Source organism: Pseudomonas sp. Root71 (genome assembly GCF_001429045.1).
GTDB classification, from domain to species: domain Bacteria; phylum Pseudomonadota; class Gammaproteobacteria; order Pseudomonadales; family Pseudomonadaceae; genus Aquipseudomonas; species Aquipseudomonas monachiensis.
Window position 1 is genome coordinate 368,662 of sequence record NZ_LMHY01000029.1, and the last position, 25,770, is coordinate 394,431.

The 25,770-nt window shown below is 60.4% G+C and carries 29 protein-coding genes; 25 read left to right on the forward strand and 4 right to left on the reverse strand.

Annotated features, from left to right (window positions below; translation table 11 throughout):
- Positions 1–10 precede the first annotated feature (10 nt).
- Entirely contained in the window at positions 11–1,000 is a 990-nt protein-coding gene (locus ASD95_RS25480) for a S49 family peptidase (RefSeq protein ID WP_056727223.1), read from the forward strand.
- 86 nt (positions 1,001–1,086) lie between these two features.
- Here ASD95_RS25480 and ASD95_RS25485 read toward each other — a convergent pair whose 3' ends face one another.
- Positions 1,087–1,665, reverse strand: a complete 579-nt coding sequence (locus tag ASD95_RS25485; protein WP_056727222.1) for a Maf family protein — start codon at positions 1,663–1,665, stop codon at positions 1,087–1,089.
- A 105-nt stretch (positions 1,666–1,770) separates the two neighbouring features.
- On the opposite strand from ASD95_RS25485, the gene ASD95_RS25490 reads away from it, so the two are divergent.
- The 22 genes from ASD95_RS25490 (at position 1,771) to araH (ending at position 21,705) form a co-directional block, all read left to right on the forward strand.
- Positions 1,771–2,298 carry a YceD family protein gene (locus ASD95_RS25490; RefSeq protein ID WP_008050439.1) on the forward strand — a complete coding sequence of 176 codons (528 nt, stop codon included), beginning with the start codon at positions 1,771–1,773 and terminating at the stop codon, positions 2,296–2,298.
- 13 nt (positions 2,299–2,311) lie between these two features.
- Positions 2,312–2,494: a 50S ribosomal protein L32 gene (rpmF, locus tag ASD95_RS25495; protein WP_003179396.1), complete on the forward strand. Its 183-nt coding sequence runs from the start codon at positions 2,312–2,314 to the stop codon at positions 2,492–2,494.
- 4 nt (positions 2,495–2,498) lie between these two features.
- Positions 2,499–3,509 carry a phosphate acyltransferase PlsX gene (gene plsX / locus ASD95_RS25500; RefSeq protein ID WP_082563017.1) on the forward strand — a complete coding sequence of 337 codons (1,011 nt, stop codon included), beginning with the start codon at positions 2,499–2,501 and terminating at the stop codon, positions 3,507–3,509.
- Positions 3,510–3,634: 125 nt separating this feature from the next.
- Positions 3,635–4,573 carry an ACP S-malonyltransferase gene (fabD, locus tag ASD95_RS25505; RefSeq protein WP_008050436.1) on the forward strand — a complete coding sequence of 313 codons (939 nt, stop codon included), beginning with the start codon at positions 3,635–3,637 and terminating at the stop codon, positions 4,571–4,573.
- Between the two features lie 16 nt (positions 4,574–4,589).
- A complete protein-coding gene (gene fabG / locus ASD95_RS25510) occupies positions 4,590–5,330 on the forward strand; it encodes a 3-oxoacyl-ACP reductase FabG (protein WP_056727220.1) in 741 nt (246 codons plus the stop codon).
- Between the two features lie 196 nt (positions 5,331–5,526).
- Complete coding sequence (gene acpP, locus ASD95_RS25515; protein WP_003175607.1) at positions 5,527–5,763, forward strand: acyl carrier protein; 237 nt, start codon at positions 5,527–5,529, stop codon at positions 5,761–5,763.
- Between the two features lie 109 nt (positions 5,764–5,872).
- Positions 5,873–7,117: a beta-ketoacyl-ACP synthase II gene (gene fabF / locus ASD95_RS25520; protein ID WP_056727219.1), complete on the forward strand. Its 1,245-nt coding sequence runs from the start codon at positions 5,873–5,875 to the stop codon at positions 7,115–7,117.
- Complete coding sequence (gene pabC / locus ASD95_RS25525) at positions 7,117–7,932, forward strand: aminodeoxychorismate lyase (RefSeq protein ID WP_056727218.1); 816 nt, start codon at positions 7,117–7,119, stop codon at positions 7,930–7,932. The genes fabF and pabC overlap by 1 nt, the downstream gene beginning before the upstream one ends.
- 3 nt (positions 7,933–7,935) lie before the next feature.
- Entirely contained in the window at positions 7,936–9,168 is a 1,233-nt protein-coding gene (gene mltG, locus ASD95_RS25530; protein ID WP_056727217.1) for an endolytic transglycosylase MltG, read from the forward strand.
- A 19-nt stretch (positions 9,169–9,187) separates the two neighbouring features.
- Complete coding sequence (gene tmk, locus ASD95_RS25535; protein ID WP_056727216.1) at positions 9,188–9,820, forward strand: dTMP kinase; 633 nt, start codon at positions 9,188–9,190, stop codon at positions 9,818–9,820.
- A complete protein-coding gene (locus ASD95_RS25540) occupies positions 9,813–10,799 on the forward strand; it encodes a DNA polymerase III subunit delta' (protein ID WP_056727215.1) in 987 nt (328 codons plus the stop codon). The genes tmk and ASD95_RS25540 overlap by 8 nt, the downstream gene beginning before the upstream one ends.
- A gap of 72 nt (positions 10,800–10,871) precedes the next feature.
- Positions 10,872–11,657 carry a TatD family hydrolase gene (locus tag ASD95_RS25545; protein WP_056727214.1) on the forward strand — a complete coding sequence of 262 codons (786 nt, stop codon included), beginning with the start codon at positions 10,872–10,874 and terminating at the stop codon, positions 11,655–11,657.
- Positions 11,658–11,999: 342 nt separating this feature from the next.
- Entirely contained in the window at positions 12,000–12,638 is a 639-nt protein-coding gene (locus ASD95_RS25550) for a TetR/AcrR family transcriptional regulator (RefSeq protein ID WP_007977040.1), read from the forward strand.
- Positions 12,639–12,775: 137 nt separating this feature from the next.
- Positions 12,776–13,744 (forward strand): GTP 3',8-cyclase MoaA, encoded by a 969-nt coding sequence (locus ASD95_RS25555; RefSeq protein WP_056727213.1) that lies wholly within the window; start codon positions 12,776–12,778, stop codon positions 13,742–13,744.
- Between the two features lie 168 nt (positions 13,745–13,912).
- Positions 13,913–14,521, forward strand: coding sequence for a DUF4823 domain-containing protein (locus tag ASD95_RS25560; RefSeq protein ID WP_056727212.1), 609 nt, complete (start codon positions 13,913–13,915; stop codon positions 14,519–14,521).
- 16 nt (positions 14,522–14,537) lie between these two features.
- Complete coding sequence (locus ASD95_RS25565; RefSeq protein ID WP_056727211.1) at positions 14,538–15,098, forward strand: DUF1285 domain-containing protein; 561 nt, start codon at positions 14,538–14,540, stop codon at positions 15,096–15,098.
- A gap of 140 nt (positions 15,099–15,238) precedes the next feature.
- Positions 15,239–15,955: a FadR/GntR family transcriptional regulator gene (locus tag ASD95_RS25570; RefSeq protein WP_056727210.1), complete on the forward strand. Its 717-nt coding sequence runs from the start codon at positions 15,239–15,241 to the stop codon at positions 15,953–15,955.
- A gap of 45 nt (positions 15,956–16,000) precedes the next feature.
- Positions 16,001–16,876, forward strand: a complete 876-nt coding sequence (locus ASD95_RS25575; protein WP_056727209.1) for an SMP-30/gluconolactonase/LRE family protein — start codon at positions 16,001–16,003, stop codon at positions 16,874–16,876.
- 273 nt (positions 16,877–17,149) lie between these two features.
- Positions 17,150–17,968, forward strand: coding sequence for an SDR family oxidoreductase (locus ASD95_RS25580; protein ID WP_056727208.1), 819 nt, complete (start codon positions 17,150–17,152; stop codon positions 17,966–17,968).
- Positions 17,969–18,110: 142 nt separating this feature from the next.
- The gene (locus ASD95_RS25585) at positions 18,111–19,115 is read left to right on the forward strand and encodes a substrate-binding domain-containing protein (RefSeq protein WP_056727207.1); all 1,005 of its coding nucleotides are present in this window, start codon (positions 18,111–18,113) and stop codon (positions 19,113–19,115) included.
- A gap of 64 nt (positions 19,116–19,179) precedes the next feature.
- On the forward strand, positions 19,180–20,724 hold the full coding sequence (gene araG / locus ASD95_RS25590) for an L-arabinose ABC transporter ATP-binding protein AraG (protein ID WP_056727206.1): 1,545 nt from the start codon (positions 19,180–19,182) through the stop codon (positions 20,722–20,724).
- A 12-nt stretch (positions 20,725–20,736) separates the two neighbouring features.
- Entirely contained in the window at positions 20,737–21,705 is a 969-nt protein-coding gene (gene araH / locus ASD95_RS25595; RefSeq protein ID WP_056727447.1) for an L-arabinose ABC transporter permease AraH, read from the forward strand.
- A gap of 161 nt (positions 21,706–21,866) precedes the next feature.
- Here araH and ASD95_RS25600 read toward each other — a convergent pair whose 3' ends face one another.
- The 3 genes from ASD95_RS25600 to ASD95_RS25610 form a co-directional block, all read right to left on the reverse strand.
- Positions 21,867–22,247 carry a Rho termination factor N-terminal domain-containing protein gene (locus ASD95_RS25600; protein WP_056727205.1) on the reverse strand — a complete coding sequence of 127 codons (381 nt, stop codon included), beginning with the start codon at positions 22,245–22,247 and terminating at the stop codon, positions 21,867–21,869.
- 19 nt (positions 22,248–22,266) lie between these two features.
- Positions 22,267–22,590 (reverse strand): hypothetical protein, encoded by a 324-nt coding sequence (locus ASD95_RS25605; RefSeq protein WP_056727204.1) that lies wholly within the window; start codon positions 22,588–22,590, stop codon positions 22,267–22,269.
- Positions 22,591–22,671: 81 nt separating this feature from the next.
- On the reverse strand, positions 22,672–23,877 hold the full coding sequence (locus tag ASD95_RS25610; RefSeq protein WP_056727203.1) for an MFS transporter: 1,206 nt from the start codon (positions 23,875–23,877) through the stop codon (positions 22,672–22,674).
- A 199-nt stretch (positions 23,878–24,076) separates the two neighbouring features.
- Between ASD95_RS25610 and ASD95_RS25615 the strand changes: the two genes are divergently transcribed.
- Positions 24,077–24,559, forward strand: coding sequence for a GNAT family N-acetyltransferase (locus ASD95_RS25615; RefSeq protein WP_056727202.1), 483 nt, complete (start codon positions 24,077–24,079; stop codon positions 24,557–24,559).
- A 214-nt stretch (positions 24,560–24,773) separates the two neighbouring features.
- Positions 24,774–25,766 (forward strand): 2-dehydro-3-deoxygalactonokinase, encoded by a 993-nt coding sequence (locus ASD95_RS25620; RefSeq protein WP_056727201.1) that lies wholly within the window; start codon positions 24,774–24,776, stop codon positions 25,764–25,766.
- Positions 25,767–25,770 lie beyond the last annotated feature (4 nt).

Sequence of the window (25,770 nt, forward strand, 5' to 3'; positions counted from 1 at the left end):
GGTGGATGGCATGGCCGACGAATGGAAGGCGCCCGCCAAGGCGAGCGCAGAGAGCGGTGACGACAAGAGCTGGAAGCTGCTGGAAAAAACGCTGCTGGCTGGCGTGCAGGAGCAGCGCCGGTCCCGTCGCTGGGGGATATTCTTCAAATTACTGACTTTTGTGTATCTGTTCGGCGCAATTGCCCTGTTTTCGCCACTGATGGATATGGAGAAGGCCGCTACCCTCAGTGCCAATTACACGGCGCTGATCGATGTGACGGGCATGATTGCCGACAAGGAATCGGCCAGCGCAGACAATATCGTTGGCAGCCTGCGCGCGGCTTTCGAGGACAAGAAAGTCAAGGGCGTCATCCTGCGCATCAACAGCCCGGGCGGCAGTCCGGTGCAGTCGGGTTATGTCTATGACGAGATCCGTCGTCTGCGTGGCCTGCACCCGGATATCAAGCTCTATGCGGTCATTTCCGATCTGGGGGCTTCCGGCGCTTACTACATCGCCAGCGCGGCAGATCAGATCTACGCCGACAAGGCGAGCCTGGTCGGCTCCATCGGTGTGACGGCAGCCGGTTATGGTTTTGTCGGCACCATGGAGAAGCTGGGCGTCGAGCGGCGCACCTACACCTCTGGCGAGCACAAGTCGTTCCTCGATCCGTTCCAGCCGCAGAAGCCGGAAGAAACCGTTTTCTGGCAGGGCGTGCTCGATACGACCCACAAGCAGTTCATCAACAGCGTCAAGCAGGGGCGTGGCGATCGCCTGAAGGACAAGGAGCATCCGGAGCTGTTCTCCGGCCTGGTCTGGTCCGGTGAGCAAGCGCTGCCGCTGGGGTTGATCGATGGGTTGGGCAATGCCAGTTCGGTTGCACGGGATGTGATCGGCGAGAAAGAGCTGGTGGACTTCACCGTTCAGGAGTCGCCATTCGATCGCTTCTCGAAAAAACTCGGTGCCAGCGTGGCTGAGCATTTGGCGATGTGGATGGGCTTTAACGGTCCGTCGTTGCGCTGATCCGGCCTTGGGTCAAAAGATCGCAGCCCGCGGCAGCTCCTACGCTAATTCGTGTGGGGGCTGCCGCAAGCTGCGATCTTTTGCTTTCAGGGGATTTGCACGCCTTCGGCCAGCAACATGTCGATCAGGCGAATCAGTGGCAGGCCGATCAGGCTGGTGGCGTCAGGGCCCTCGGTGCTGCGAAACAGGCTGACCCCCAGGCCTTCGGCCTTGAAGCTGCCTGCGCAGTCGTAGGGTTGCTCTGCGTGCAGGTAGCGTTCGATGCGGGTTGCGTCGAGTGTGCGCATGTGTACGGTGAACGGCACGCAATCGACCTGGCAGTACCCGGTCTGGCTGTTGAGCAGGGCCAGGCCGGTCAGGAACGTCACGCTGGCACCGCTGGCGGCCAGCAGTTGTTCGCTGGCCTTTTCGAAGGTGTGGGGCTTGCCGATAATCCGCTCACCCAGCACAGCGACCTGGTCGGAGCCGATTATCAGATGAGCGGTATGGCTGTCGGCCAGGGCGCGCGCTTTCTCTTCGGCGAGGCGCTTGACCAGCTCGATGGCGGACTCGCCCGGGCGATGGCTTTCATCGATATCCGGCGAGCTGCAAGTGAAAGGCAGCTGCAGGCGGGTCAGCAATTCCCGGCGATAGGCCGAGCTGGAAGCGAGTAATAAAGGCAGCATGCGCAACTCCATAAGGCGTGTGCGAATTCTAGCGAGGCTTCCAAGTGACGGACAGGGCTGAATTTCCTTTGACATGGGCGGGGGCATCCCTATAATGCTGCGCCTATGTTGAATGACCCGATTCCACCTCACGTTGACCCGCGCAAATTGGCTGATCGTGGCACCACCCTTCAAGGTGAAATGCTGCTGGCCGATTTGGAGAGACTCTGCGACCCGCTTTCCGACAATGTCGGTACGGTGCAGGCTAAATTCGTTTTTGAACGAGATGAACGTAAATCTGTGGTCATCCACAGCTTTATCGACACTGAGGTCAAAATGGTTTGCCAGCGTTGTCTTGAGCTGGTCACCCTGCCGATCCACAGCGAATGCAGTTACGCTGTGGTGAAGGAGGGTGCGAATACCCAGTCGTTGCCGAAAGGTTATGACGTGCTGGAACTGGGCGAAGATCCTTTGGATCTGCAGTCACTGATCGAGGAGGAGCTTCTGCTCGCCTTGCCCATTGTGCCTGCTCATCATCCGGAAGAATGCCAGCAGCCGGCGGGTCTCGATGAGCCCGAACCGAGCGAGGACGAGGTAACGCGGTCCAACCCGTTCAGTGTATTGGCGCAGTTAAAGCGTGACCCAAACGTTTAGGAGTTAATCAATTATGGCTGTTCAGCAGAACAAAAAATCCCGCTCTGCCCGTGACATGCGCCGTTCGCACGACGCTCTCGAGGCTAGCACCCTGTCTGTAGAAAAAACCACCGGTGAAGTTCACCTGCGTCACCACGTATCGCCAGAAGGCGTATACCGTGGCCGTAAAGTGATCGACAAGGGCGCTGACGAGTAATCACTTGTCCGCTCAAGTCATCGCGATTGACGCAATGGGCGGGGACTTCGGTCCCCGCAGCATTGTCCAGGCCAGCCTTGCTTGCCTGTCTGCTACGCCCTCGCTGCACCTGACCCTCGTCGGTCAACCCTCCCTTCTTGAAGAATTGATCGCTGGCCATCCGGCTGTGGATCGCGCGCGCCTGTCGATTGCCCCGGCGAGCGAAGTCATCACAATGGACGAGAAGCCGGCCCAGGCCCTGCGTGGCAAACCTGACTCGTCGATGCGCGTGGCGCTTGAGTTGTTGCGTGACGGCAAGGTCCAGGCCTGTGTCAGTGCCGGCAATACCGGTGCGCTGATGGCGTTGTCGCGGTTCGTGCTCAAGACCCTGCCGGGCATTGACCGCCCGGCCATGGTGGCGGCGATTCCGACACAAAAGGGTTACTGCCAATTGCTCGACCTGGGCGCCAACGTCGATTGCAGTGCCGAGCATCTGCTGCAGTTTGCGGTCATGGGCTCGGTTGCGGCTGAGACCCTGGGTATCGCGCGTCCTCGGGTGGCGTTGCTGAACATCGGCACCGAAGACATCAAGGGCAATCAACAGGTCAAGTTGGCAGCGACTTTGTTGCAAGGCGCCCGTGGCATCAATTACATCGGCTTTATCGAGGGCGACGGTTTGTACCGTGGCGAAGCGGATGTGGTGGTGTGTGACGGTTTTGTCGGCAACATCCTGCTCAAGTCCAGCGAAGGTCTGGCGACCATGATTGCCGGGCGCATCGAGGCGTTGTTCAGGAAGAACGTGGCCTCTCGCGTGGTTGGCGCACTGGCGCTGCCCTTGATGAAGCGCCTGCAGGCCGATCTGGCGCCTGCCCGACACAACGGCGCGAGCTTTCTCGGCTTGCAGGGTATTGTGGTGAAAAGCCACGGTTCTGCAGGGGTCCAGGGGTTTCAGAGTGCCATTGAGCGCGCCTTGATCGAGATTCAGGAGAATCTTCCCGAGCGCCTGCACGGTCGTCTGGAGGATTTGTTGCTTTAGGCGTTTTCGTCGGACAATGCTTAAATGTGACCGCTTGGTTCGATGGGCCATCCAACTGTCAGTTTCTTGCGTCCCCGAAGTGGGGCGCCAACTCTCCGACGACAAGATCATTAGGGGCTTGTTACATGTCTGCTTCCCTCGCATTCGTCTTTCCAGGACAGGGTTCGCAGTCCCTCGGCATGCTGGCCGAGCTGGGCGCGCAACATCCGGTTGTCCTTGAAACATTCAAAGAAGCTTCCGATGCACTGGGTTACGACCTGTGGGCACTGACCCAGCAAGGGCCGGAAGAGCAACTCAATCAAACCGATAAAACCCAGCCGGCCATTCTGACCGCCTCCATCGCCTTGTGGCGTCTGTGGCTGGCTGAAGGTGGCGCACGCCCGGCCTACGTTGCCGGGCACAGCCTGGGTGAATACAGCGCGCTGGTCGCGGCAGGCAGCCTGAGCCTGGGCGACGCGGTGAAACTCGTCGAGCGTCGTGGCCAGTTGATGCAGGAAGCCGTTCCGGCCGGGCAGGGCGGCATGGCCGCTATCCTGGGCCTGGACGATGCCGACGTACTGGCAGCCTGTGCCGAAGCGGCGCAAGGCGAAGTGGTCAGCGCGGTCAATTTCAACTCGCCGGGCCAGGTGGTCATCGCTGGTGCCAAGGCTGCCGTCGAGCGCGCCATCGAAGGCTGCAAGGCGCGTGGTGCCAAGCGCGCCATGCCGCTGCCGGTCAGTGTGCCGTCGCACTGCGAGCTGATGCGTCCGGCTGCCGAACGTTTCGCCGAATCGATCGCTGCGATCGACTGGCAGGCGCCGCAGATTCCCGTGGTACAGAACGTCAGTGCCCAGGTGCCGGCCGATCTGGAAACCCTCAAGCGCGATCTGCTCGAACAACTGTACAAGCCAGTACGCTGGGTTGAATCGGTCCAGGCGCTGGCCGCCAAAGGCGCGACCAACCTGGTCGAGTGTGGCCCGGGCAAAGTGCTCGCCGGTCTGAACAAACGTTGCGCCGAAGGCGTGTCGACATCCAACCTCAATACCCCAGACGCTTTCGCTGCCGCCCGTGCAGCGTTGGCCTGAATCAGGAGAAGCTTGCATGAGTCTGCAAGGTAAAGTTGCACTGGTCACCGGTGCAAGCCGTGGCATAGGCCAGGCCATCGCCCTGGAACTGGGGCGTCAGGGCGCTATCGTTGTGGGTACCGCGACCACCGCGTCGGGTGCTGAGCGCATCGCCGCGACCCTGAAGGAAAACGGTATCCAGGGCACAGGCCTGGAACTCAATGTCACCAGCGACGAGTCCGTGGCAAGTGTTCTGGCGAGCATTCAGGAGCAGTTCGGTGCGCCGGCAATTCTGGTCAATAATGCCGGTATCACCCGCGATAACCTGATGATGCGCATGAAAGACGACGAGTGGCACGACGTTGTCGATACCAATCTGAACAGTCTGTTCCGCCTGTCCAAGGGCGTTTTGCGCGGCATGACCAAAGCCCGTTGGGGCCGAATTATCAGTATTGGCTCGGTTGTGGGTGCCATGGGCAACGCAGGCCAAGTAAACTACGCTGCCGCCAAGGCCGGCCTGGAAGGTTTCAGCCGTGCTCTGGCGCGTGAAGTCGGTTCGCGTTCGATTACGGTAAACTCGGTGGCCCCTGGGTTCATCGATACCGATATGACCCGTGAACTGCCCGAGGCACAGCGTGAAGCCTTGCAGACGCAGATTCCGCTGGGGCGTCTGGGGCAGGCTCAAGAGATCGCGTCCGTGGTCGCTTTTCTTGCGTCGGACGGTGCGGCTTACGTTACCGGAGCTACAATCCCGGTGAACGGCGGGATGTACATGTAATTCAAATGTGACGGATTGCTTCAAAAAAATGTCATACGAGCTGTCTAAAATCCGTTATAAAGCTGCAATCTATTTATAGGCAGAGGGTCACCGGGTACGAGGAGTGAAGCTTTCAGTTGAAAAGCTGAAAAGTCTTTCTATACACTTACCCACTGGCCAGCTGCCTGAATTTGTCCATTAGGAGTGAAAACAAGGTATGAGCACCATCGAAGAGCGCGTCAAGAAAATCGTTGCTGAGCAACTGGGCGTTAAAGAAGAAGAAGTGGTCAACACTGCTTCCTTCGTTGAAGACCTGGGTGCCGACTCCCTTGACACCGTTGAGCTGGTGATGGCTCTGGAAGAGGAATTCGAGACCGAAATCCCTGACGAAGAAGCCGAGAAGATCACTACTGTACAAGCTGCAATCGACTACGTTACTAGCCACCAGGCGTAATAGTTTGTAATCGTTGCTCGCTGTCATGGAAAAACCGCACTGCCATCAAGGCGTGCGGTTTTTTCTTTAGGCCTGATGCAAAGTCGTCATTTGAAAAAAGGAGAGTGCTGTGTCGCGTAGACGCGTCGTAGTCACCGGTATGGGTATGTTGTCGCCACTGGGCACGGATGTGCCGAGCAGCTGGCAGGGCATTCTGGCTGGCCGTAGTGGCATTGGTCTGATCGAACACGCCGACCTTTCTGCCTATTCCACCCGTTTTGGCGGCTCGGTAAAGGACTTCAATGTCGAGGAATACCTCTCGGTCAAGGAAGCCCGCAAGCTCGACCTGTTCATTCAGTACGGTCTGGCCGCAGGTTTTCAGGCGGTACGCAATTCCGGTCTGGAAGTCACCGACGCCAACCGTGAGCGTATCGGCGTGGCCATGGGCTCGGGTATTGGCGGTCTGACCAATATCGAAGAAACCGCCCGCACGCTGCACGAGACCGGCCCGCGACGGATCTCTCCGTTCTTCGTGCCAGGCTCGATCATCAATATGATTTCCGGTTTCCTGTCCATCCACCTCGGTGCACAGGGACCCAACTACGCCATCGCCACGGCCTGTACCACCGGTACCCACTGCATTGGCATGGCGGCCCGCAACATCATGTACGACGAAGCCGACGTGATGATTGCCGGCGGCGCCGAGATGGCGGCCTGCGGTCTGGGCATGGGCGGCTTCGGTGCCTCCCGCGCGCTGTCGACCCGCAACGATGAGCCGACCCGCGCCAGCCGTCCATGGGACAAGGGCCGCGATGGCTTTGTATTGTCCAATGGTGCCGGCGCGCTGGTATTGGAAGAACTCGAGCACGCCAAGGCCCGCGGCGCGACCATCTATGCCGAGCTGATCGGCTTCGGCACCAGTGGCGACGCTTACCACATGACCTCGCCGCCAGCTGATGGCGCGGGTGCTGCGCGCTGCATCACCAATGCACTGCGCGATGCCAAAATCAATGGCGATCAAGTGCAGTACATCAACGCCCACGGCACCTCGACTCCGGCAGGCGACCTGGCCGAAGTCAATGCGATCAAGTCGGTGTTCGGCGAGCACGCCTACAAGCTGGCCGTCAGTTCCACCAAGTCCATGACCGGCCACCTGCTGGGTGCGGCGGGCGCGGTCGAGGCGATCTTCAGCGTGCTGGCGATCAACGGCCAGGTGGCGCCGCCGACCATTAACCTCGATGAGCCGGATGAAGGCTGCGACCTCGATTTCGTGCCGCACACGGCGCGCAACATGGATATCGATGTGGTCGTTTCCAACTCCTTCGGTTTTGGTGGCACCAACGGCTCGCTGGTGTTCCGCCGGTTCGCAGGCTGATGGACAGCTGGGTCGACGGTCAGCCGGCTGACGCTTTGTCGCTGAAGGATCGCGGCCTGGCTTATGGCGATGGTCTGTTCGAGACCATCGCCGTGCGCAGTGGTCGGCCCGTGTTGCTGGACCGGCATCTGTCGCGTCTGGCGGATGGCTGCTCACGCCTGGCGATAACCGCCGAGCATGAGCTGATCCGCAGCGAACTGTTGGCCTACGCCGCGGCACTGGGTGATGGGGTGCTCAAGCTCATTCTCACCCGTGGCGACGGACTGCGCGGTTACGCCCCGGATCCTTCGGCCCAGGCCCGACGCATTCTGCAAGGCAATCCACCGGCGGCTTACCCTGGGGTCCACGGTGAGCAGGGTGTTCGTCTGTTTCCCTGCGTCACGCGATTGTCCAGGCAGCCATTACTGGCCGGCCTCAAGCACCTGAATCGTCTTGAGCAAGTCCTCGCCCGTGCCGAATGGCAGGACAGCGAGCATGCCGAAGGCTTGATGCTCGATCAGGCCGGGCGCGTGATTGAAGGCGTGTTCAGCAACTTGTTCCTGGTGCGTGATGGCGTGCTCATCACTGCCGACCTCAAGCGCTGCGGCGTGGCAGGCGTGATGCGTGCCGAAATATTGTTTCAGGCCAAGTCGCTGGGAATCCCCACGCAAATCACCGATATCCCCCTCGAGCAGCTGCAATGGGCTGACGAAGTCTTTGTCTGCAACAGCGTGTATGGTATCTGGCCGGTGCGCGCCTATGCTGCTCTTCACTGGCCGGTTGGGCCGCTCACCCGTAAACTCCAAACCATTGCCCGTGTGCTACTGGATGCTTGATACGTGAGACGTAAACTCTTGCTGCTGCTGGAAACCGGAGTGGTTCTGGCGGGGCTGCTGATGGGGGCTTCTGCCTGGAAGATTCATTCGGCGCTGGTACAGCCGCTGAACATTGCCCAGGAACAATTGCTGGATGTGCCCAAGGGCACCACGCCGACCCGCACCTTCTACCGACTCGAAGCCAATGGCGTCATCAAGGACGCATTCTGGCTGCGGGTGTATTGGCGCTTCAACCTGGCCAAACAACCTCTGCACAGCGGGGAATACCGCATTCAACCTGGCATGACCGTCGAAGGCCTGATCGATCTGTGGAAACGCGGGGAAATGGTTCAATACAGCCTGACCCTGGTCGAAGGCTGGAATTTTCGTCAGGTCCGCGCAGCGCTGGCCAAGGAAGAAAAACTCGATCATAGCCTCGACGGTTTGAGCGATAGCCAGGTCATGGACAAGCTCGGCCACACCGGGATTTTTCCGGAAGGGCGCTTCTTCCCTGACACTTATCGATACGTAAGGGGCATGTCCGATGTCGAGGTGCTGAAAACCGCTTACGACCGCCTCGATGAAGTGCTCGCCAAGGAGTGGGAGAAGCGCGCTGCAGATACGCCGTACACCGAACCCTACCAGGCGCTGATCATGGCTTCGCTGGTGGAAAAGGAAACCGGTGTGCCACAGGAACGCGGACAGATTGCCGGCGTGTTTGTGCGCCGCATGGCAATAGGCATGCTGCTGCAGACCGATCCGACAGTGATCTACGGCCTCGGCGACCGCTACAGCGGCAAGCTGACCCGGGCTCACCTCAAGGAATCGACGCCCTATAACACCTACATGAATGCGGGCCTGCCGCCGACCCCGATTTCCATGGTCGGTCGCGAAGCCATCCATGCGGCACTCAATCCGGTGGAGGGCAACAGCCTTTACTTCGTGGCGCGTGGTGATGGCACTCACGTGTTCTCCGACGACCTGGATGCCCACAACAATGCCGTGAAGGAGTTCCAGATCAAGCGTCGCGCCGATTACCGCTCCAGCCCGGCACCCACTGCCACGCCAGAGACATCGCCGACCGATACTGAACAAAACGGTACGCAGGAGGCCAAGGCTTCGCAGGAACAAACACCGATTCCGGCCGCTTCACCGAATACGGCTCCCGAGGCGCTGCCGCAAGTGCCGGCGCAAGAACCTGCGCCAACCCCCGAAACGCCCGAACTCGATGCCAACGCACCGAAAAGCTCGCAATGACTCTGACTAAGGACTGCCTGTGACCGGCTTGTTTATTACTCTGGAAGGCCCCGAAGGCGCCGGCAAGAGCACCAATCGCGAATACCTGGCCGAGCGCCTGCGCGCCGCCGGCATCGAGGTGGTGCTGACCCGCGAGCCGGGTGGCACGCCGTTGGCCGAGCGCATCCGTGACGTGCTGCTGGCTCCGGTCGATGAAGTCATGAACCCGGACACCGAGCTGCTGCTGGTGTTCGCGGCGCGTGCCCAGCACCTGGCCGAGGTGATTCGCCCGGCGCTGGCTCGCGGTGCCGTGGTCTTGTGTGATCGTTTCACCGATTCGACATACGCCTACCAGGGTGGCGGTCGGGGCTTGTCGCTGGAACGCATCGCGACCCTGGAAGCCTTCGTCCAGGGCGATCTGCGCCCGGACCTGACACTGATTTTCGATCTGCCTGTCGAGGTTGGCCTGGCCCGCGCCAGCGCTCGTGGTCGTCTGGATCGCTTCGAGCTTGAAGGCCGGACCTTTTTCGATGCCGTGCGCAGTGCCTTTCTCGAGCGCGCCAAGGCGGATCCGGCGCGTTATGTGCTGGTCGATGCTGCCCAGCCGTTGGCAAAGGTCCAGCAATCGCTGGATGCCTTGCTGCCGCGCCTGCTGGAGTTGAACCGTGGCTGAGGCCTACCCGTGGCAGGAAGCCCTCTGGCAGCAACTGGCCGGTCGCGCCCAGCATGCGCACGCCTACCTGCTGCATGGCCCGGCGGGGATCGGCAAGCGGGCACTGGCCGAGCGCTTGATGGCCAGCTTGCTGTGCCAGCGCCCGAACGCACTGGAGGCCTGTGGCGAATGCAAATCATGCCTGCTGCTCAAGGCTGGCAGCCACCCGGATAACTACATCCTGGAGCCCGAAGAAGCCGACAAGGCGATCAAGGTCGACCAGGTTCGCGACCTGGTCGGTTTCGTGGTGCAGACCGCGCAGTTGGGCGGGCGCAAGGTGGTGCTGATCGAGCCGGTCGAGTCGATGAACATCAACGCCGCCAACGCCTTGCTCAAAAGCCTTGAAGAACCGTCCGGCGATACCGTCCTGTTGCTGGTCAGCCATCAGCCGAGCCGCTTGTTGCCAACCATCAAGAGTCGCTGCGTGCAGCAGGCCTGCCCGCTACCGGGCGAGGCCATGAGTTTGAAGTGGCTGGCCCAGGCGCTGCCGGAGTGTTCCGAAGACGAGCGCGTCGAACTGCTCACGCTGGCCGCCGGTTCGCCGCTGGCGGCGGTCAACCTCCAGGGGCAGGGCGTGCGTGAACAGCGCGCGCACGTGGTGGAAGGGGTGAAAAAACTCCTCAAGCAACAGCAGTCGCCGACGCAACTGGCCGAAGAATGGAAAAACATTCCGATGTTGCGCCTGTTCGACTGGTTCTGCGATTGGTCGAGCCTGATCCTGCGCTATCAGTTGACCCAGGACGAAGCCGGCCTCGGCCTGACCGACATGCGCAAGGTCGTGCAATACCTGGCGCAGAAAAGCGCCCAGGGCAAAGTCCTCGATATCCAGGACTGGATCCTCGCCCAGCGGCAGAAAGTCCTGAGCAAGGCCAACCTCAATCCGGCCTTGCTGCTGGAGGCATTGCTGGTGCAATGGGCGTCGTTGCCTGCCCAGCGATGACCGTCTGCGCCTAAACTCTGAGTATCGGTACATCCGACCGTCCCACCCATTCGATACAAGTTGCAGCCCCTTATGCTCGTAGATTCCCATTGTCACCTTGATCGCCTCGACCTGACCGCCCACGACGGCTCCCTGGATGCTGCCCTTGATGCAGCCCGGCAGCGCGGGGTAGGGCACTTTCTGTGTATCGGTGTCAGCGCGGACAACGCGGCCGACGTCAAGGCCCTGGCCGAACGTTATGACGACGTCGACTGCTCGGTGGGCGTACACCCGCTGGATGTGCAGCCGGGTGCCGCGCCGGCGCTGGACTGGCTGTTGCAGGAACTCAATCACCCGCGGGTGGTGGCGATCGGCGAAACCGGCCTGGACTATCACTACGAACCGGAAGCGGCAGAGTTGCAGCAGGAGTCCTTCCGACTGCATCTGCAAGCGGCGCAACAGACCGGCAAACCGGTGATCATCCACACCCGTGGCGCCCGCGCCGATACCCTGGACTTGCTGCGTGAAGCAGCGCTGCCCCAGGCGGGCGTATTGCATTGCTTTACCGAAGACTGGGAGATGGCGAAGGCCGCGCTGGACATGGGCTATTACATTTCCCTGTCCGGGATTGTCACTTTTCGCAATGCCGATGCGTTGCGCGATGTGGCCAGCAAGGTGCCGGCCGAGCGATTGCTGGTGGAAACCGACTCGCCGTACCTGGCGCCGATTCCCTATCGCGGCAAGCCAAACCTGCCGCAGTACGTGCGTGAAGTTGCGGAATTTCTGGCAATGTTGCGTGGTGAGCCCTACGAGCGGTTTGCCGAGCAAACCACGGCGAATTTCAAGCGACTGTTCCCGCTGGCACACGTAAAAGGTTAAATCGCAGGCAAAAAAAACCCGGGTTCTGGGGGGTGAATCCGGGTTAAGACCATTAGGAGTAAAACAATGGCACGCGGTCCGTTGGTACCAATATCGGCGTGACACTTGGGGGAGATGCCCCGCCGACAGTTCAAGTATTGATCAGGATTGCGCCTCGTCCAGTTTAGCGGCACGGGTTTTTAAACAAATTTGGAATACGTGCGCTTCGGAAGAGTTCTCATCACCCTGTAAACGTACGCGGAATGACCAGAAAGCGCAGATATGGTCGGATGATCCGTGCATTTTTGCGCAAGTTAGGCATAATACGCGGCTTCGAATTTTGACCCCGACAGACCTTTTCTTATGCATAAAGAACCTCGTAAGGTCCGTGAATTCCGTCGCCGCGAGCAGGAAATTCTCGATACCGCGCTCAAGCTGTTCCTCGAACAAGGTGAAGACAGTGTCACCGTCGAGATGATTGCTGATGCCGTCGGTATCGGTAAAGGCACGATCTACAAGCACTTCAAATCCAAGGCGGAAATCTATCTGCGCCTGATGCTCGACTACGAGCGCGATTTGAACGCTCTTCTGCATTCGGCCGATGTCGACAAGGACAAGGAAGCCCTGTCCCGGGCCTACTTCGAATTCCGCATGCGCGATCCACAACGCTATCGCCTGTTCGACCGCCTCGAAGAGAAAGTGGTCAAGGGCAACCAGGTGCCGGAGATGATCGAGGAGCTGCACAAGATCCGTGCCTCGAACTTCGAACGCCTGACCCTGCTGATCAAGGGGCGGATCAGCGAAGGCAAGCTGGAAGACGTGCCGCCTTACTTCCACTACTGCGCGTCCTGGGCGCTGGTGCACGGTGCCGTCGCGCTGTATCACTCGCCGTTCTGGAGCAATGTGCTGGAAGATCAGGAAGGTTTCTTCCAGTTCCTGATGGACATCGGCGTGCGCATGGGCAACAAGCGCAAGCGTGACACCGACACTTCCGGCAGCTGAGCCATTCAGTTGCTTTATTGCGCCATGATTTCGCTACATGGCGCAGTACCGCAGGAATATACTCAGGTAGAGGACTTGCTAAAACTTGATTTCTGAGTCAAGTTTTAGCGGCCCGATATTCTTCCGCCGGAGTGACCATGATCGTTGACCGTCAAGGCAGGCGTTTTCGCAACTTGCGAATCAGTCTGACCTCAGCCTGCAATTACGCTTGTACCTACTGCGTGCCCAACGGCAAGCGGCTGGTGGCTGCGCAGGATGAATTGTCGGCCGAAGCCATGGCGCGCGGCGTGGCTTATCTGATTGAAGCAGCGGGCATCGAGCGTCTGCGCATTACCGGCGGCGAGCCGCTGGTCAGCCCGAAACTCGAAGCGTTCATGACGGCGGTCGGGCAGATGGGCCTGGAAGACATCAGCCTGACCACCAATGGCCAGTTGCTGGCGAAGAAACTGCCGCTGCTGGTGAACGCCGGCATTCGGCGCCTCAACGTTTCCCTCGATACCCTCGACGCCAGTGCGTTCCGCGGCATTGCCCGGGGCGGCGACCTGGCCACCGTGCTCGACGGCATGAACGAGGCCAGTGCGGCCGGCATGAAGATCAAGGTCAACATGGTGCCGCTGCGCGGACAGAACCTCGATCAAGTGATGCCGCTGCTCGACTACTGCCTGGAGCGCGGTTATGAACTGCGCTTTATCGAGTTGATGCGCATGGGCCATCTGGCCAACGACTCCAATGCCTTTTTGCAACAGTTCGTCAGCCTCCAGCAATTGCTGAGCCTGATCGGCGAGCGCTACGAATATCTGCAAGCCGACGCGCCCGTCGATGCGACAGCGGTGCGCTATGAAATTCCGGGGCAAGGCCATTTCGGCGTGATCGCCAACGAAAGTGTGCCGTTCTGCCGTACTTGCTCGCGCCTTCGTTTATCTTCCACCGGGTGGCTGCATGGCTGCCTGTCGTCGAGCAATCGCCATTACATCGGCGATCTGCTGGACAAGCCGCGCCATCAGGCGCTGCCGGCCTTGCAGCGGCTGCTGGTGAAAGCCTTGGGGGACAAGCAGGAAGTGGCGTTCTCCGGTGGTGCGACTGTCATGAAGATTATCGGCGGTTGATCCTTCGCAATCGCGAGCAAGCTCGCTCCCACAGGGGATCGCATATCATCTGTGGGAGCGAGCTTGCTCGCGATTCGGTCTGTCAGATGCTGATGTGAATGAGCTGGCGCAAAAGCTGCATCCTACGGCCATTCGCCGGTTTTCCGACACCGGCCTCTGGAGGATAGGATGCGTAGCCTGGTTTTGCTGCTGGCCGTTTTGGCACTTGGTGGCTGCATGAACGTCAGCGATATGGCCGAAGGGACTCGTTACCATATGAGCGATGCGGGGTTGCTCGACCACAGTGACAGCCGTCGTGTAAACAACCTGCGCATTCAGCCGGACTCGTTCGTCTACATCGCCCAGGGCGCTTTCATGCCGCCGGGCAGCACCGTTTACCCGCGGCCCAATGTGATTGCCGAAGTCGCGTTCGATGGCTTCGTCGAATACTTTCCGATGGTCCGCCGTGCCCGCACGCCGGAAGGCCTCGACCAGGCCATGGGTCAAGCCCGTGCCGCCGGTGCGCACTATCTGCTCTACACCCGATTTGCCCAGTCTGACGACCGTATCGGCAACTCGGACGAGTGGCTGGACCAGGAAGCTCTGGATCGTCTCGGCATCGACAGCGGTATGATTCAGATCATGTTGATCGAGACCAGCACCCAGTATTTGATTGATACTGCAACCATCAAGAGTCGTGGCGGTTTACTGACGTTCCACGATAAAAAACCCGAAGACCTGATGGGCCCGCCGCTGGAGCAATACGCGCGCAGCCTGTTGGGGCTCAGCGACCAGTAATTCCAAGGAGTACGCCATGAGTGACCCGCAAAAAGCCAACGACTTGCTGGGGCAAATCCCCAAGACCAAAGGCTTGCCGCCGGTGCACCTGTGGAATCCCGACTTCTGTGGCGACATCGACATGCGCATCGCCCGGGACGGCACCTGGTATTACCTGGGCACGCCGATCGGGCGCAAGCCGATGGTCAAACTGTTCTCCACCATCATTCGCCGTGACGGCGATGATTACTTCCTGATCACTCCGGTGGAAAAGGTCGGCATCAAGGTCGACGATGCGCCGTTCGTAGCAATTGCGGTGGACGTGGAAGGCGAGGGCGAGGCGCAGGTGTTGCGCTTTACCACCAACGTCGATGAAACCAGCGAGGCCGGTGCCGGGCATCCGATGCGCGTGGTCATAGACCCGGCAACACAGGAGCCAGCGCCTTACGTGCACGTGCGCAGCAATCTTGAAGCGTTGATCCATCGCAACGTGTTCTATCAATTGGTGGAGCTGGCGGTGAGTCGCGAGATCGACGGCCAGCGCTGGCTCGGTGTATGGAGTGGCGGCGAGTTCTTCCCCATCGGGCTTGAGCCTTGAAAAGATCGCAGCCTGCGGCAGCTCCTACAGGGGAATGTGGACTCCTGTAGGAGCTGCCGCAGGCTGCGATCTTTTTTATTTGACATCCAATCGTATGATGATTAGCGTGAGCTTCCATCACGTACGGCTTTGAGGTGTCCATGTCCAGCAGCTTTCATGCATCGACGGTTGACTGGTTGGGTTGCTGGCTCGCCACGGGGCAGGTCAAGCCGGGTGAGTCACTCAAGGTCGAAGCCGACCTTGGCGAACAACTTGGTGTAAGCCGCACGGTCATCCGTGAAGCCATCAAGACCCTGGTTGCCAAAGGCATGCTCGAGGTCGGGCCGAAAGTCGGCACGCGGGTTTTGCCGGTGCGGCGCTGGAACCTCTTCGATCCACAAGTCGTCGGCTGGCTGTCGCGCAGCGGCTTGCCGGAAAACTTCGTCGACGATCTGCTCGACCTGCGCCGCACCATCGAACCGATGGCCGTGCGCTGGGCCTGCGAGCGCGCAACCGGCGAACAGGTGAACGCGATCCTGTTGGCCTGCAATGCGCTGGAACGGGCGGTGGACAGCGGCATCGATTACAACCGTGCCGACCAGTTCTTCCACGAGTGCATCCTCGCCGCCAGCCACAACCAATTCATCGAACAAATGGTTCCTGCCCTCGGTGCGTTGCTGGCGGTGGCCTTTGAAGTGTCCGCCGCCGACCCGGATGAACTGCGTCGCACCCTGCCGATTCACCGGGACCTGGCCGAGGCTATCGCGGCCCGGGATACCGCCCGGGGTGTCTGGGCCTGCATGACCCTGATCGACAACGCGGACTTGGCGATCAAGCGTTACTACCCGCAAGTCATGGCGGATAAAAAGGCCAGCTGACAACGAAAATCCCCACATAAAAACAAGAACAATGCAGGAGGTTTCATGGCGTGGACCGCGGTGACCGAACATCGGGCACAACTGGGCGAAGGCCCGTTCTGGGATGCCCCCACCCAAGCCCTGTACTGGGTGGATATCGCCGGCAGACAGGCGCTGCGATTGATCGGTGCCAACGTGCAGATATGGCAGATGCCGGAGCACGTGTCGGCGTTCATTCCCTGTGAGAGCGGCGACGCCTTGGTGACATTGAGCAGCGGCGTGTATCGCCTCGATCTCGATTCACCCGGCCTGGCGCCGCGCCTGACATTGTTTTGCGTGGCCGATCCGCAACCGGGCAATCGCCCCAACGAAGCCCGCTGCGACGCCCAGGGCCGGCTCTGGCTCGGCACCATGCAAAACAACATCGGCGTAAACGGCGAAGACCTGCCCATCGTCCGTCGTTCCGGTGGGTTGTTCCGCATCGATCGCGCCGGGCGGGTTGCGCCGTTGCTGCGCAATCTGGGCATTCCCAACACGCTGCTGTGGAGCGATGACGCCACCAGCGTGTATTTCGGCGACAGCCTCGACGGCACCTTGTATCGACATTTCATCCGTACCGACGGTGCCCTCGATGCGCCGCAGGTCTGGTTTGGTCCGCACGGGCGTGGCGGCCCGGACGGTTCGGCGATAGATGCCGAAGGTTTTATCTGGAATGCCCGTTGGGACGGCAGCTGCCTGCTCAGGTTGAGCCCGGACGGCAAGGTCGATCGAATCATCGAGCTGCCGGTCAGTCGCCCCACCAGCTGTGTGTTTGGCGGTGCAGACCTGAAAACCCTGTACATCACCAGCGCGGCGAGTCCGCTGGGCCATCCGTTGGACGGGGCGGTGTTGTCGATCCCGGTAGATGTGCCCGGGAAGCACTGTACTCGCTTCGTTGGGTAAATCCCAAAATATGGGATGTAAATATATATATTGAGATTTTCTGCGTGCCGGGTTTATAGTCGGCCCCACCAGTTACATGCACTCACACTTAAAAAAACAAAACAGGTGAAGTGATGCAGCGAAGTTTCCCCGTGTTCCCTTGCGGAGCCAGTGCCTCAGGGCGTTTCCGAGCTGAAACGTTTTCGCACTCACCTGTTTCCTACCCAGCGCCTTTTGACCGGACATCGACAGATGCCCGGTTTTCGTCGTGTCTTCGAACAGGAGTCTTGATCCATGGCTGAACCACTGTCATTGCCACCAGTGCCCGAACCGCCCAAGGGCGAACGCCTGAAAGGCAAGGTCGTATTGCTGACCGGTGCCGCCCAGGGGATTGGCGAAGCGATTGTGGCGACCTTCGCGTCCCAGCAGGCCAGGCTGATCATCAGCGACATTCAGGCCGAGAAAGTCGAGAAGGTCGCGGCGCACTGGCGGGACCAGGGCGCCGATGTGGTGGCAATAAAAGCTGACGTGTCGCGTCAGCAGGATCTGCACGCCATGGCCCGGCTGGCGATCGACCTGCACGGCCGGATCGACGTGCTGGTCAACTGCGCCGGGGTCAACGTGTTTCGCGATCCGCTGGAAATGACCGAAGAAGACTGGCGTCGTTGCTTCGCCATCGACCTCGATGGCGCCTGGTACGGTTGCAAGGCAGTGCTGCCGCAGATGATCGAGCAGGGCATCGGCAGCATCATCAATATCGCATCCACCCATTCCACCCACATCATTCCGGGGTGCTTCCCGTACCCGGTGGCCAAGCATGGCCTGCTCGGCCTGACCCGTGCGCTGGGCATCGAATATGCGCCCAAGGGTGTGCGCGTCAACGCGATCGCGCCGGGCTACATCGAAACCCAGTTGAACGTCGATTACTGGAACGGTTTTGCCGACCCCCACGCCGAACGCCAGCGCGCGTTCGACTTGCACCCGCCGCGCCGCATCGGGCAGCCGATCGAAGTGGCAATGACCGCCGTGTTCCTGGCCAGTGATGAAGCACCGTTCATCAATGCCTCGTGCATCACCGTCGATGGTGGTCGCTCGGTGATGTACCACGACTGAGTGATCGGGCTTTCAGGCGCCTTGGTACGTCTGAAATCCAATCATCATACGATATGACTATTGGCGGTGTGTTTTTACTGCCCGCTGGTTAACAAAGAACGCTTTCAAAGAACGCTCAAGAAAAATAACAAGGAGTCAGCTTATGAATCGTCGTCATGCTATCCGTTCCCTCTGCTGTGCCGCGTTGGCGGTCTCGGCGTTCAGCCTGAGCAGCACGCTGCTGGCAGCCGAAGAAGTGAAGATCGGTTTCCTGGTCAAGCAGGCGGAAGAACCCTGGTTCCAGACCGAGTGGGCCTTTGCCGAAAAGGCCGGGAAAGAGAAGGGCTTCACCCTGATCAAGATCGCCGTGCCGGACGGCGAGAAAACCCTTTCGGCCATCGACAGCCTCGCGGCCAACGGCGCCAAGGGGTTCGTGATCTGCCCGCCGGACGTGTCCCTGGGACCTGCGATCATGGCCAAGGCCAGGCTCAACGGGTTGAAAGTGATCGCCGTCGATGACCGTTTCGTCGATGCCGGCGGCAAGTTCATGGAAGACGTGCCGTACCTCGGCATGGCCGCTTTCGAAGTCGGCCAGAAACAAGGCCATGCCATGGCGACCGAAGCGAAGAAGCGCGGCTGGGACTGGAAAGACACCTATGCGGTGATCAACACCTACAACGAACTCGACACCGGCAAGAAGCGCACCGACGGTTCGGTCAAAGCGCTGGAAGATGCCGGTATGCCGAAAGACCACATCCTGTTCGCGGCCCTCAAGACCCTCGACGTGCCGGGCAGCATGGACGCCACCAACTCGGCCCTGGTGAAACTGCCGGGGGCGGCGAAGAACCTGATCATCGGCGGCATGAATGACAACACCGTCCTGGGCGGTGTGCGCGCCACCGAGAGCGCCGGTTTTGCCGCGGCCAACGTGATCGGCATCGGCATCAACGGTACCGATGCCATCGGCGAGCTGAAGAAACCCGACAGCGGCTTCTACGGTTCGATGCTGCCGAGCCCGCACATCGAGGGCTACAACACCGCCAGCATGATGTACGAATGGGTCACCACTGGCAAAGAACCGGCGAAGTACACCGCCATGGATGACGTGACGCTGATCACCCGCGACAACTTCAAGCAGGAACTGGAAAAGATCGGCCTGTGGAACTGACAGCCGTTTGATTTCAGCGGTGGCCCCGGCGGCGGGGCTGCCTGATCGGTGTGAAGAGGTGGTTATGCACGCGCAAACAATCCAACAGGAACACAGCCTTACCGGCAGCTTGCGCTTCAACGGGATCGGCAAGACCTTTCCCGGGGTGAAGGCGCTGGACAACATCAGCTTCGTCGCCCATCCGGGGCAGGTTCATGCCTTGATGGGCGAGAACGGCGCCGGCAAGTCGACACTGCTGAAAATCCTTGGCGGGGCCTACACGCCTTGCAGCGGTGCCTTGCAGATCGGCGAGCGGACGATGGACTTCAAGTCCACCGCCGACAGCATCGGCAGTGGCGTCGCGGTGATCCACCAGGAGCTGCATCTGGTGCCGGAAATGACCGTGGCCGAGAACCTGTTTCTCGGGCATCTGCCCGCCAGTTTCGGCCTGATCAATCGCAGTACCCTGCGCCAGCAGGCACTGGCCTGTCTCAAAGGCCTGGCCGATGAAATCGACCCCCAAGAGAAAGTCGGACGCCTGTCTCTCGGCCAGCGGCAACTGGTGGAAATCGCCAAGGCGTTGTCCCGTGGCGCCCACGTGATTGCCTTCGACGAACCCACCAGCAGCCTTTCGGCACGGGAGATCGACCGCTTGATGGCGATCATCGGCCGGCTGCGGGACGAGGGCAAAGTGGTGCTCTACGTATCCCACCGCATGGAAGAAGTGTTCCGCATCTGCAACGCGGTGACAGTGTTCAAGGACGGGCGTTACGTGCGCACCTTCGACGACATGAACCAGCTGACCCACGATCAACTGGTCACCTGCATGGTCGGGCGCGACATCCAGGACATCTACGATTACCGCCCACGCCAGCGCGGCGCGGTGGCTCTCAAGGTCGATGGCCTGCTCGGGCCGGGGTTGCGCGAACCGGTGAGTTTTGAGGTGCACAAAGGTGAAATCCTCGGGCTGTTCGGGCTGGTCGGTGCCGGTCGCACCGAGCTGTTGCGCCTGCTCAGCGGCCTGGCGCGCAACAGCGCCGGACAGCTGAAACTTCGAGGCCATGAACTGAAGCTGCGTTCACCCCGGGACGCGATTGCCGCCGGGATCCTGTTGTGTCCCGAGGACCGCAAGAAGGAAGGCATCCTGCCGCTGGCCAGCGTCGCCGAGAACATCAACATCAGTGCGCGCGGCGCTCACTCCACCTTCGGTTGCCTGTTGCGCGGCCTGTGGGAGAAGGACAACGCCGAGCAGCAGATCAGGGCGCTGAAAGTGAAGACGCCCAACGCGGCGCAGAAAATCATGTACCTGTCCGGTGGCAATCAGCAGAAGGCCATTCTCGGCCGCTGGCTGTCGATGCCGATGAAGGTGCTGCTGCTCGACGAACCCACTCGCGGCATCGACATCGGTGCCAAGGCCGAGATCTACCAGATCATCCATAACCTGGCCGCCGAGGGGATCGCGGTGATTGTGGTGTCCAGCGACCTGATGGAAGTCATGGGCATTTCCGACCGCATCCTGGTGCTGTGCGAAGGCGCCCTGCGTGGCGAGCTGAGCCGCGAGCAGGCCAACGAATCCAACCTGCTGCAACTGGCTTTGCCGCGCCAACGCGCCGACGGCGTGGCGAACTGAGAGGTGACTATGATGACAACCCAAAACAACACCCTGCCGACTACACGCAAACCGCTGGACCTGCGACGCTTCCTCGATGACTGGGTGATGCTGCTGGCTGCGGTCGGCATTTTTGTCGCCTGCACCTTGCTGATCGACAACTTCCTTTCACCGCTGAACATGCGTGGCCTGGGCCTGGCGATTTCCACCACCGGGATTGCTGCGTGCACCATGTTGTATTGTCTGGCGTCCGGGCATTTCGACTTGTCGGTGGGTTCGGTGATTGCCTGCGCCGGGGTGGTTGCGGCGGTGGTGATGCGCGATACCAACAGTGTGTTTCTCGGTGTCTGTGCGGCGCTGGTGATGGGCCTGATCGTCGGGCTGATCAACGGGATAGTGATCGCCAAGCTGCGGGTCAACGCGCTGATCACCACGCTGGCGACCATGCAGATCGTGCGTGGCCTGGCCTACATCTTCGCCAACGGCAAAGCGGTGGGGGTGTCCCAGGAATCGTTTTTCGTGTTCGGTAACGGCCAGATGTTTGGCGTGCCGGTACCGATCCTGATCACTATCGTCTGCTTTCTGTTCTTCGGCTGGCTGCTGAACTACACCACCTACGGGCGCAACACCATGGCTATTGGCGGCAATCAGGAAGCGGCGCTGCTGGCCGGTGTGAATGTCGACCGGACCAAGATCATCATCTTCGCCGTGCACGGTGTGATCGGCGCGTTGGCCGGGGTGATCCTGGCGTCGCGCATGACCTCCGGCCAGCCAATGATCGGCCAGGGTTTCGAGCTGACGGTGATCTCGGCCTGCGTGCTGGGCGGGGTGTCGTTGAGTGGCGGGATCGGCATGATCCGGCACGTGATCGCCGGGGTGTTGATTCTGGCGATCATCGAAAATGCGATGAACCTGAAGAACATCGATACGTTTTATCAGTATGTGATTCGGGGTTCGATTCTGCTTTTGGCCGTTGTGATTGACCGCCTGAAGCAGCGTTGACCACCGAAGTCTGAAGGTACAGATGATCTCCTGTGGGAGCGGCGGTGCGACGATTCGACTTGCTCGCGAAAGCGATCTGTCGGTCACATCGATGTTGGATGTGCTGACGTCTTCGCGAGCAAGCCCGCTCCCACATTGGACCGTGTACAAAACAGTTGGCCTTAACCCGCCTTGCGCAACGCCTCGATCAACTCCTGCTTGCGCATCCCCGATCTTCCCGGAATACCCTTGGCCCGGGCTTCCTTCCTCAAGCTATCGACCGTCTGGGTCTCTCTGGAGGCCCTGCTGCCACGCGAGTGTCCCTCACGAGTGGCCACCGCCCGACGCGCCGACTCCTTGCGATCGGCCGATTTTGCACTGGCCGGCTTCTTGCGTCCCGAACCGCCGGCCCGCTCGCCGCCGCCGGACTGCTTGTTGACTGTCGCCCAGGCGCGGGCTTCTGCTTCGTCTTTTGAGACGCCTTTGTTTTCGTAACTGTCTTCGATGTGTTGCGCCTTGCGTTTTTGCTCAGCGGTGTATTTGGTTTTGCTTCCACGAGGCATGGGATTTCTCCTGGCTTCATTACTGGCTCATGTTGCTTTCCTCGTCCTCGGTGGTGCTTGAACCGAGGCCACCACTGCCGGGTGTTTTTTTCTCCGGCAGGTTCGGCCCGCCCTTACGTCCCGCGTCATTGCCTTGAATCCGCGGGTCGGTGCCGGTGGCGGGCGGCAGGTTATGGTCGATCGTCGTGCCATCGGTGTTCATGCCGGGGGCACTCTGGATGGCGGGAGCCCTGGGTTTTTCCACCGGATTGGTCGGGCCGGTGCTCGAGCCGATGGTCCCGGCGAAGGAGGCTGCGGACAAAAGCGCAGTGAGAACGAGGGCGGTCAACCTGGACAGGGTCATGGCGGTGTCTCCAACGAGTAGAGTCCTTACCTGATTAGTCCGCCCTCGATCCGGATGGGTGCATTGTCAGCGACGAACGGCTCAAGCCTGTTCCAGTGCCCTGACTGCTGTGGCCCTGCGCCAGATCAATCGGCCCACGGTGATCAGCCAGTTGAGCGAGGCAACCGCCAACACCGTGAGCAACAGCGTGGGCATGCCTTGTTCGACGATGATTTTCCCGGCCAGCAATGGAAAACCGAACACGCCGATGAAGTACGACAGGCTGAACAGCAGCAGGGATTGCGCGGTGCTGCCGTTCGGCGCTTCATTGGCGGCCAGGCCGTTGATCACCGAGTAGGTCAGGCCATAACCGATCCCGAGCATCACCGCCGCGAGCACATAGCTGAAGCTGCTGTCGACGACAAAACCGAACATCACGATCGATGCCAGCATCAACCCCGAAAGTACGCATGACGCACGGAACGGATCGCGCTTGACCACGAACCCGGCAACCAGCATGCGGCCGCTGATCGCCGCGCTCATGAAGCCGAGGAAGAACAGCGAATAGTCGAGTGAGTGCGCCGCCGCGTAACTGGTTTGAAAGCTCGACAGACCACCGAACACGCAGCCGCCGAGGCCAACCATGATGATCGGGAAAACGGCCCTGGACGACAGCACCTGAGTCGCTGCACGCCAGGAAATCCGCGACACGCTGCCAGATTGCGCGGGCGTCTGTTTCAGTTGTCGATCCAGGCGCCAGAACAGCAAAACGCCGATCAGGCTGGCCAGCGCCGCCAGGTAAAACGCCGCCGTCACCGGATAACCGAGCGCACTCGCCGCGCGGCCGAGCAAAGGGCCGCTGCCGATTCCGGTCATCATGCTGCCCGACAACAGGGCGAAGTATTTGGCGCGCTGCGCGGGAGTCACAAGACTCGCGACGATGATCGGCCCCAGGGTGTAGAACACGCCCCAGCCCAGGCCCAGCAGCAGCCCGAAAAACAACAGCAGGTGACCGAAGCCCGGGGTCAGGGCGAAGCCCAGGCTGGCTGCTACCAGCAACACACCGAACAACGCCACCGATCGGGCGGCGCCGAGCAAGTCGGACAAATGACCGGAAACAATCACCGCCGCAAAGGTGCTGAGCATCGCCGCCGAAATCACACTGCCGGCGTCGTGTTCGTTACCGCCGCGCGAACCAATCAACAACGACAGCAAAAACGTCGAACCGTAGGACAACGACAACAGGTAACTGGCGAGGCAGAACAGGCCGAACAGCTTGCTTGAAACTGGGGGTATTGCGGTAGACATGACGCGGTTCCTTGACCGGCTGAATGAGCAGCGCGGCTATCTAACCACGCAGTGCCCAAATGTTAGGTCCGAGGTTATCGATTCCAGGGTTAGTGTTGGCCGGAGTAATGAGCGCATTTGTGGTCAGTGAGCAAGCTCTCTCGCCACACGTCACGCGCCGACTTAGTATGGCGTTTTCCACTTTTGACAAGGCACGTCCATGACGATCGAAATCCGCCCGGCGACCCCCAGTGACGCACCGCAAATCCTCGCGTTCATCACTGAACTGGCCGACTACGAACGTGCCCGCCATGAAGTCATCGCCAGCGTTGCCGATATCGAGCGCAGCCTGTTCAGCGAAGGTGCCACCGCCCATGGCCTGATTTGCCTGCGCGACGGTGCCCCCATCGGTTTCGCGGTGTTTTTCTTCAGCTATTCCACCTGGCTTGGCAGCAACTGCCTGTACCTCGAAGACCTCTACATCACCCCGGAACAGCGCGGCGGCGGTGCGGGCAAGACCCTGCTGCGGCAACTGGCGAAAATCGCCTGCGCCAACGACTGTGGCCGTTTCGAGTGGAGCGTGCTGGAGTGGAATACACCGGCCATCGATTTCTACAAATCCCTGGGGGCGCAGCCGCAGGAGGAGTGGGTGCGCTATCGGATGGATGGGGCGGTGTTGCGGGATTTTGCTTCGGGTAACTGAAACTTCTTAAAAGATCGCAGCCTTCGGCAGCTCCTACGGATCGATGTACACCGCCAAACCGCGGCGGACGATCCCGTGTAGGAGCTGCCGAAGGCTGCGATCTTTTTTTTGTAGTGTCTCACAATATGGGATTGATATTTATATATTGAGATATGTCCCGTCTCAGGTTTATAGTCCCGCTCACTCACTGCCAAAAACCAAAACAGGTGAAGCGATGCAGGCGCAATTGATCGCGCTCGACTGGGGGACAACCTCATTACGTGCTTACAAACTGGCTGAAGGCGGCCAAGTGCTCGAACAGCGTTCGCTGTCGTCGGGGATCATGCAGCTGCCGAAAGCGCCGCGAATCATTGGCGGCCGGGAATGCACCGATGGTTTCGAACTGGCCTTCGATGAGGCTTGCGGCGACTGGCTCGATGGCCAGCCGGATCTGCCGGTGATTGCCTGCGGCATGGTCGGCAGCGCCCAGGGCTGGCGCGAAGCGGCCTACCGCGATACGCCGGCGAATGTCGCCACGCTCGGTACTGCCTTGCAAACCGTGCGCAGCCTGCGCGGCGTCGATGTGCACATCGTGCCCGGCGTCATTGAGCGTTCGTCTTTGCCGAATGTGATGCGCGGCGAAGAAACCCAGGTGCTCGGCGTGCTGCAAAACCTGGCGAGCGAGGCGGGCGCTGATCTGCTGATCGGCTTGCCGGGCAGCCACTCGAAATGGGTGGAAGTGGCCGACGGCTGCATCATGCACTTCGACACTTTCATGACCGGCGAAGTCTTCGCTGTGCTGAGTCAACACAGCATTCTCGGACGCACCCAGCAATGTGGCGGGTCTTTCGATGGCGATGCGTTTGATCGCGGCGTGCGGGTCGCGTTGTCGGCGGACGGTGACATCGGTCCGCTGTCGACCCTGTTCAGCGCCCGCAGTCTCGGGCTGACCGGCGAGTTGAGCGCCACCGCCCAGGCGGACTATCTGTCCGGCCTGCTGATCGGCCACGAGCTGGTGGCGCTGGCCAACGTGCAACGGCGCCGGCGCAACAGCGTGCATCTGCCTTCGATCATCCTCATCGGTAACACCCAACTCTGTGCCCGCTACAGCCGTGCGCTCGACGCCTGCGGTTTTGCCCGGGTGATCCTGGCCGAACAGGCCACCGAACGCGGGTTGTGGCAACTGGCGCTGGCTGCCGGCCTGGTCACGTGCACCGCATCCCGTTAAACCT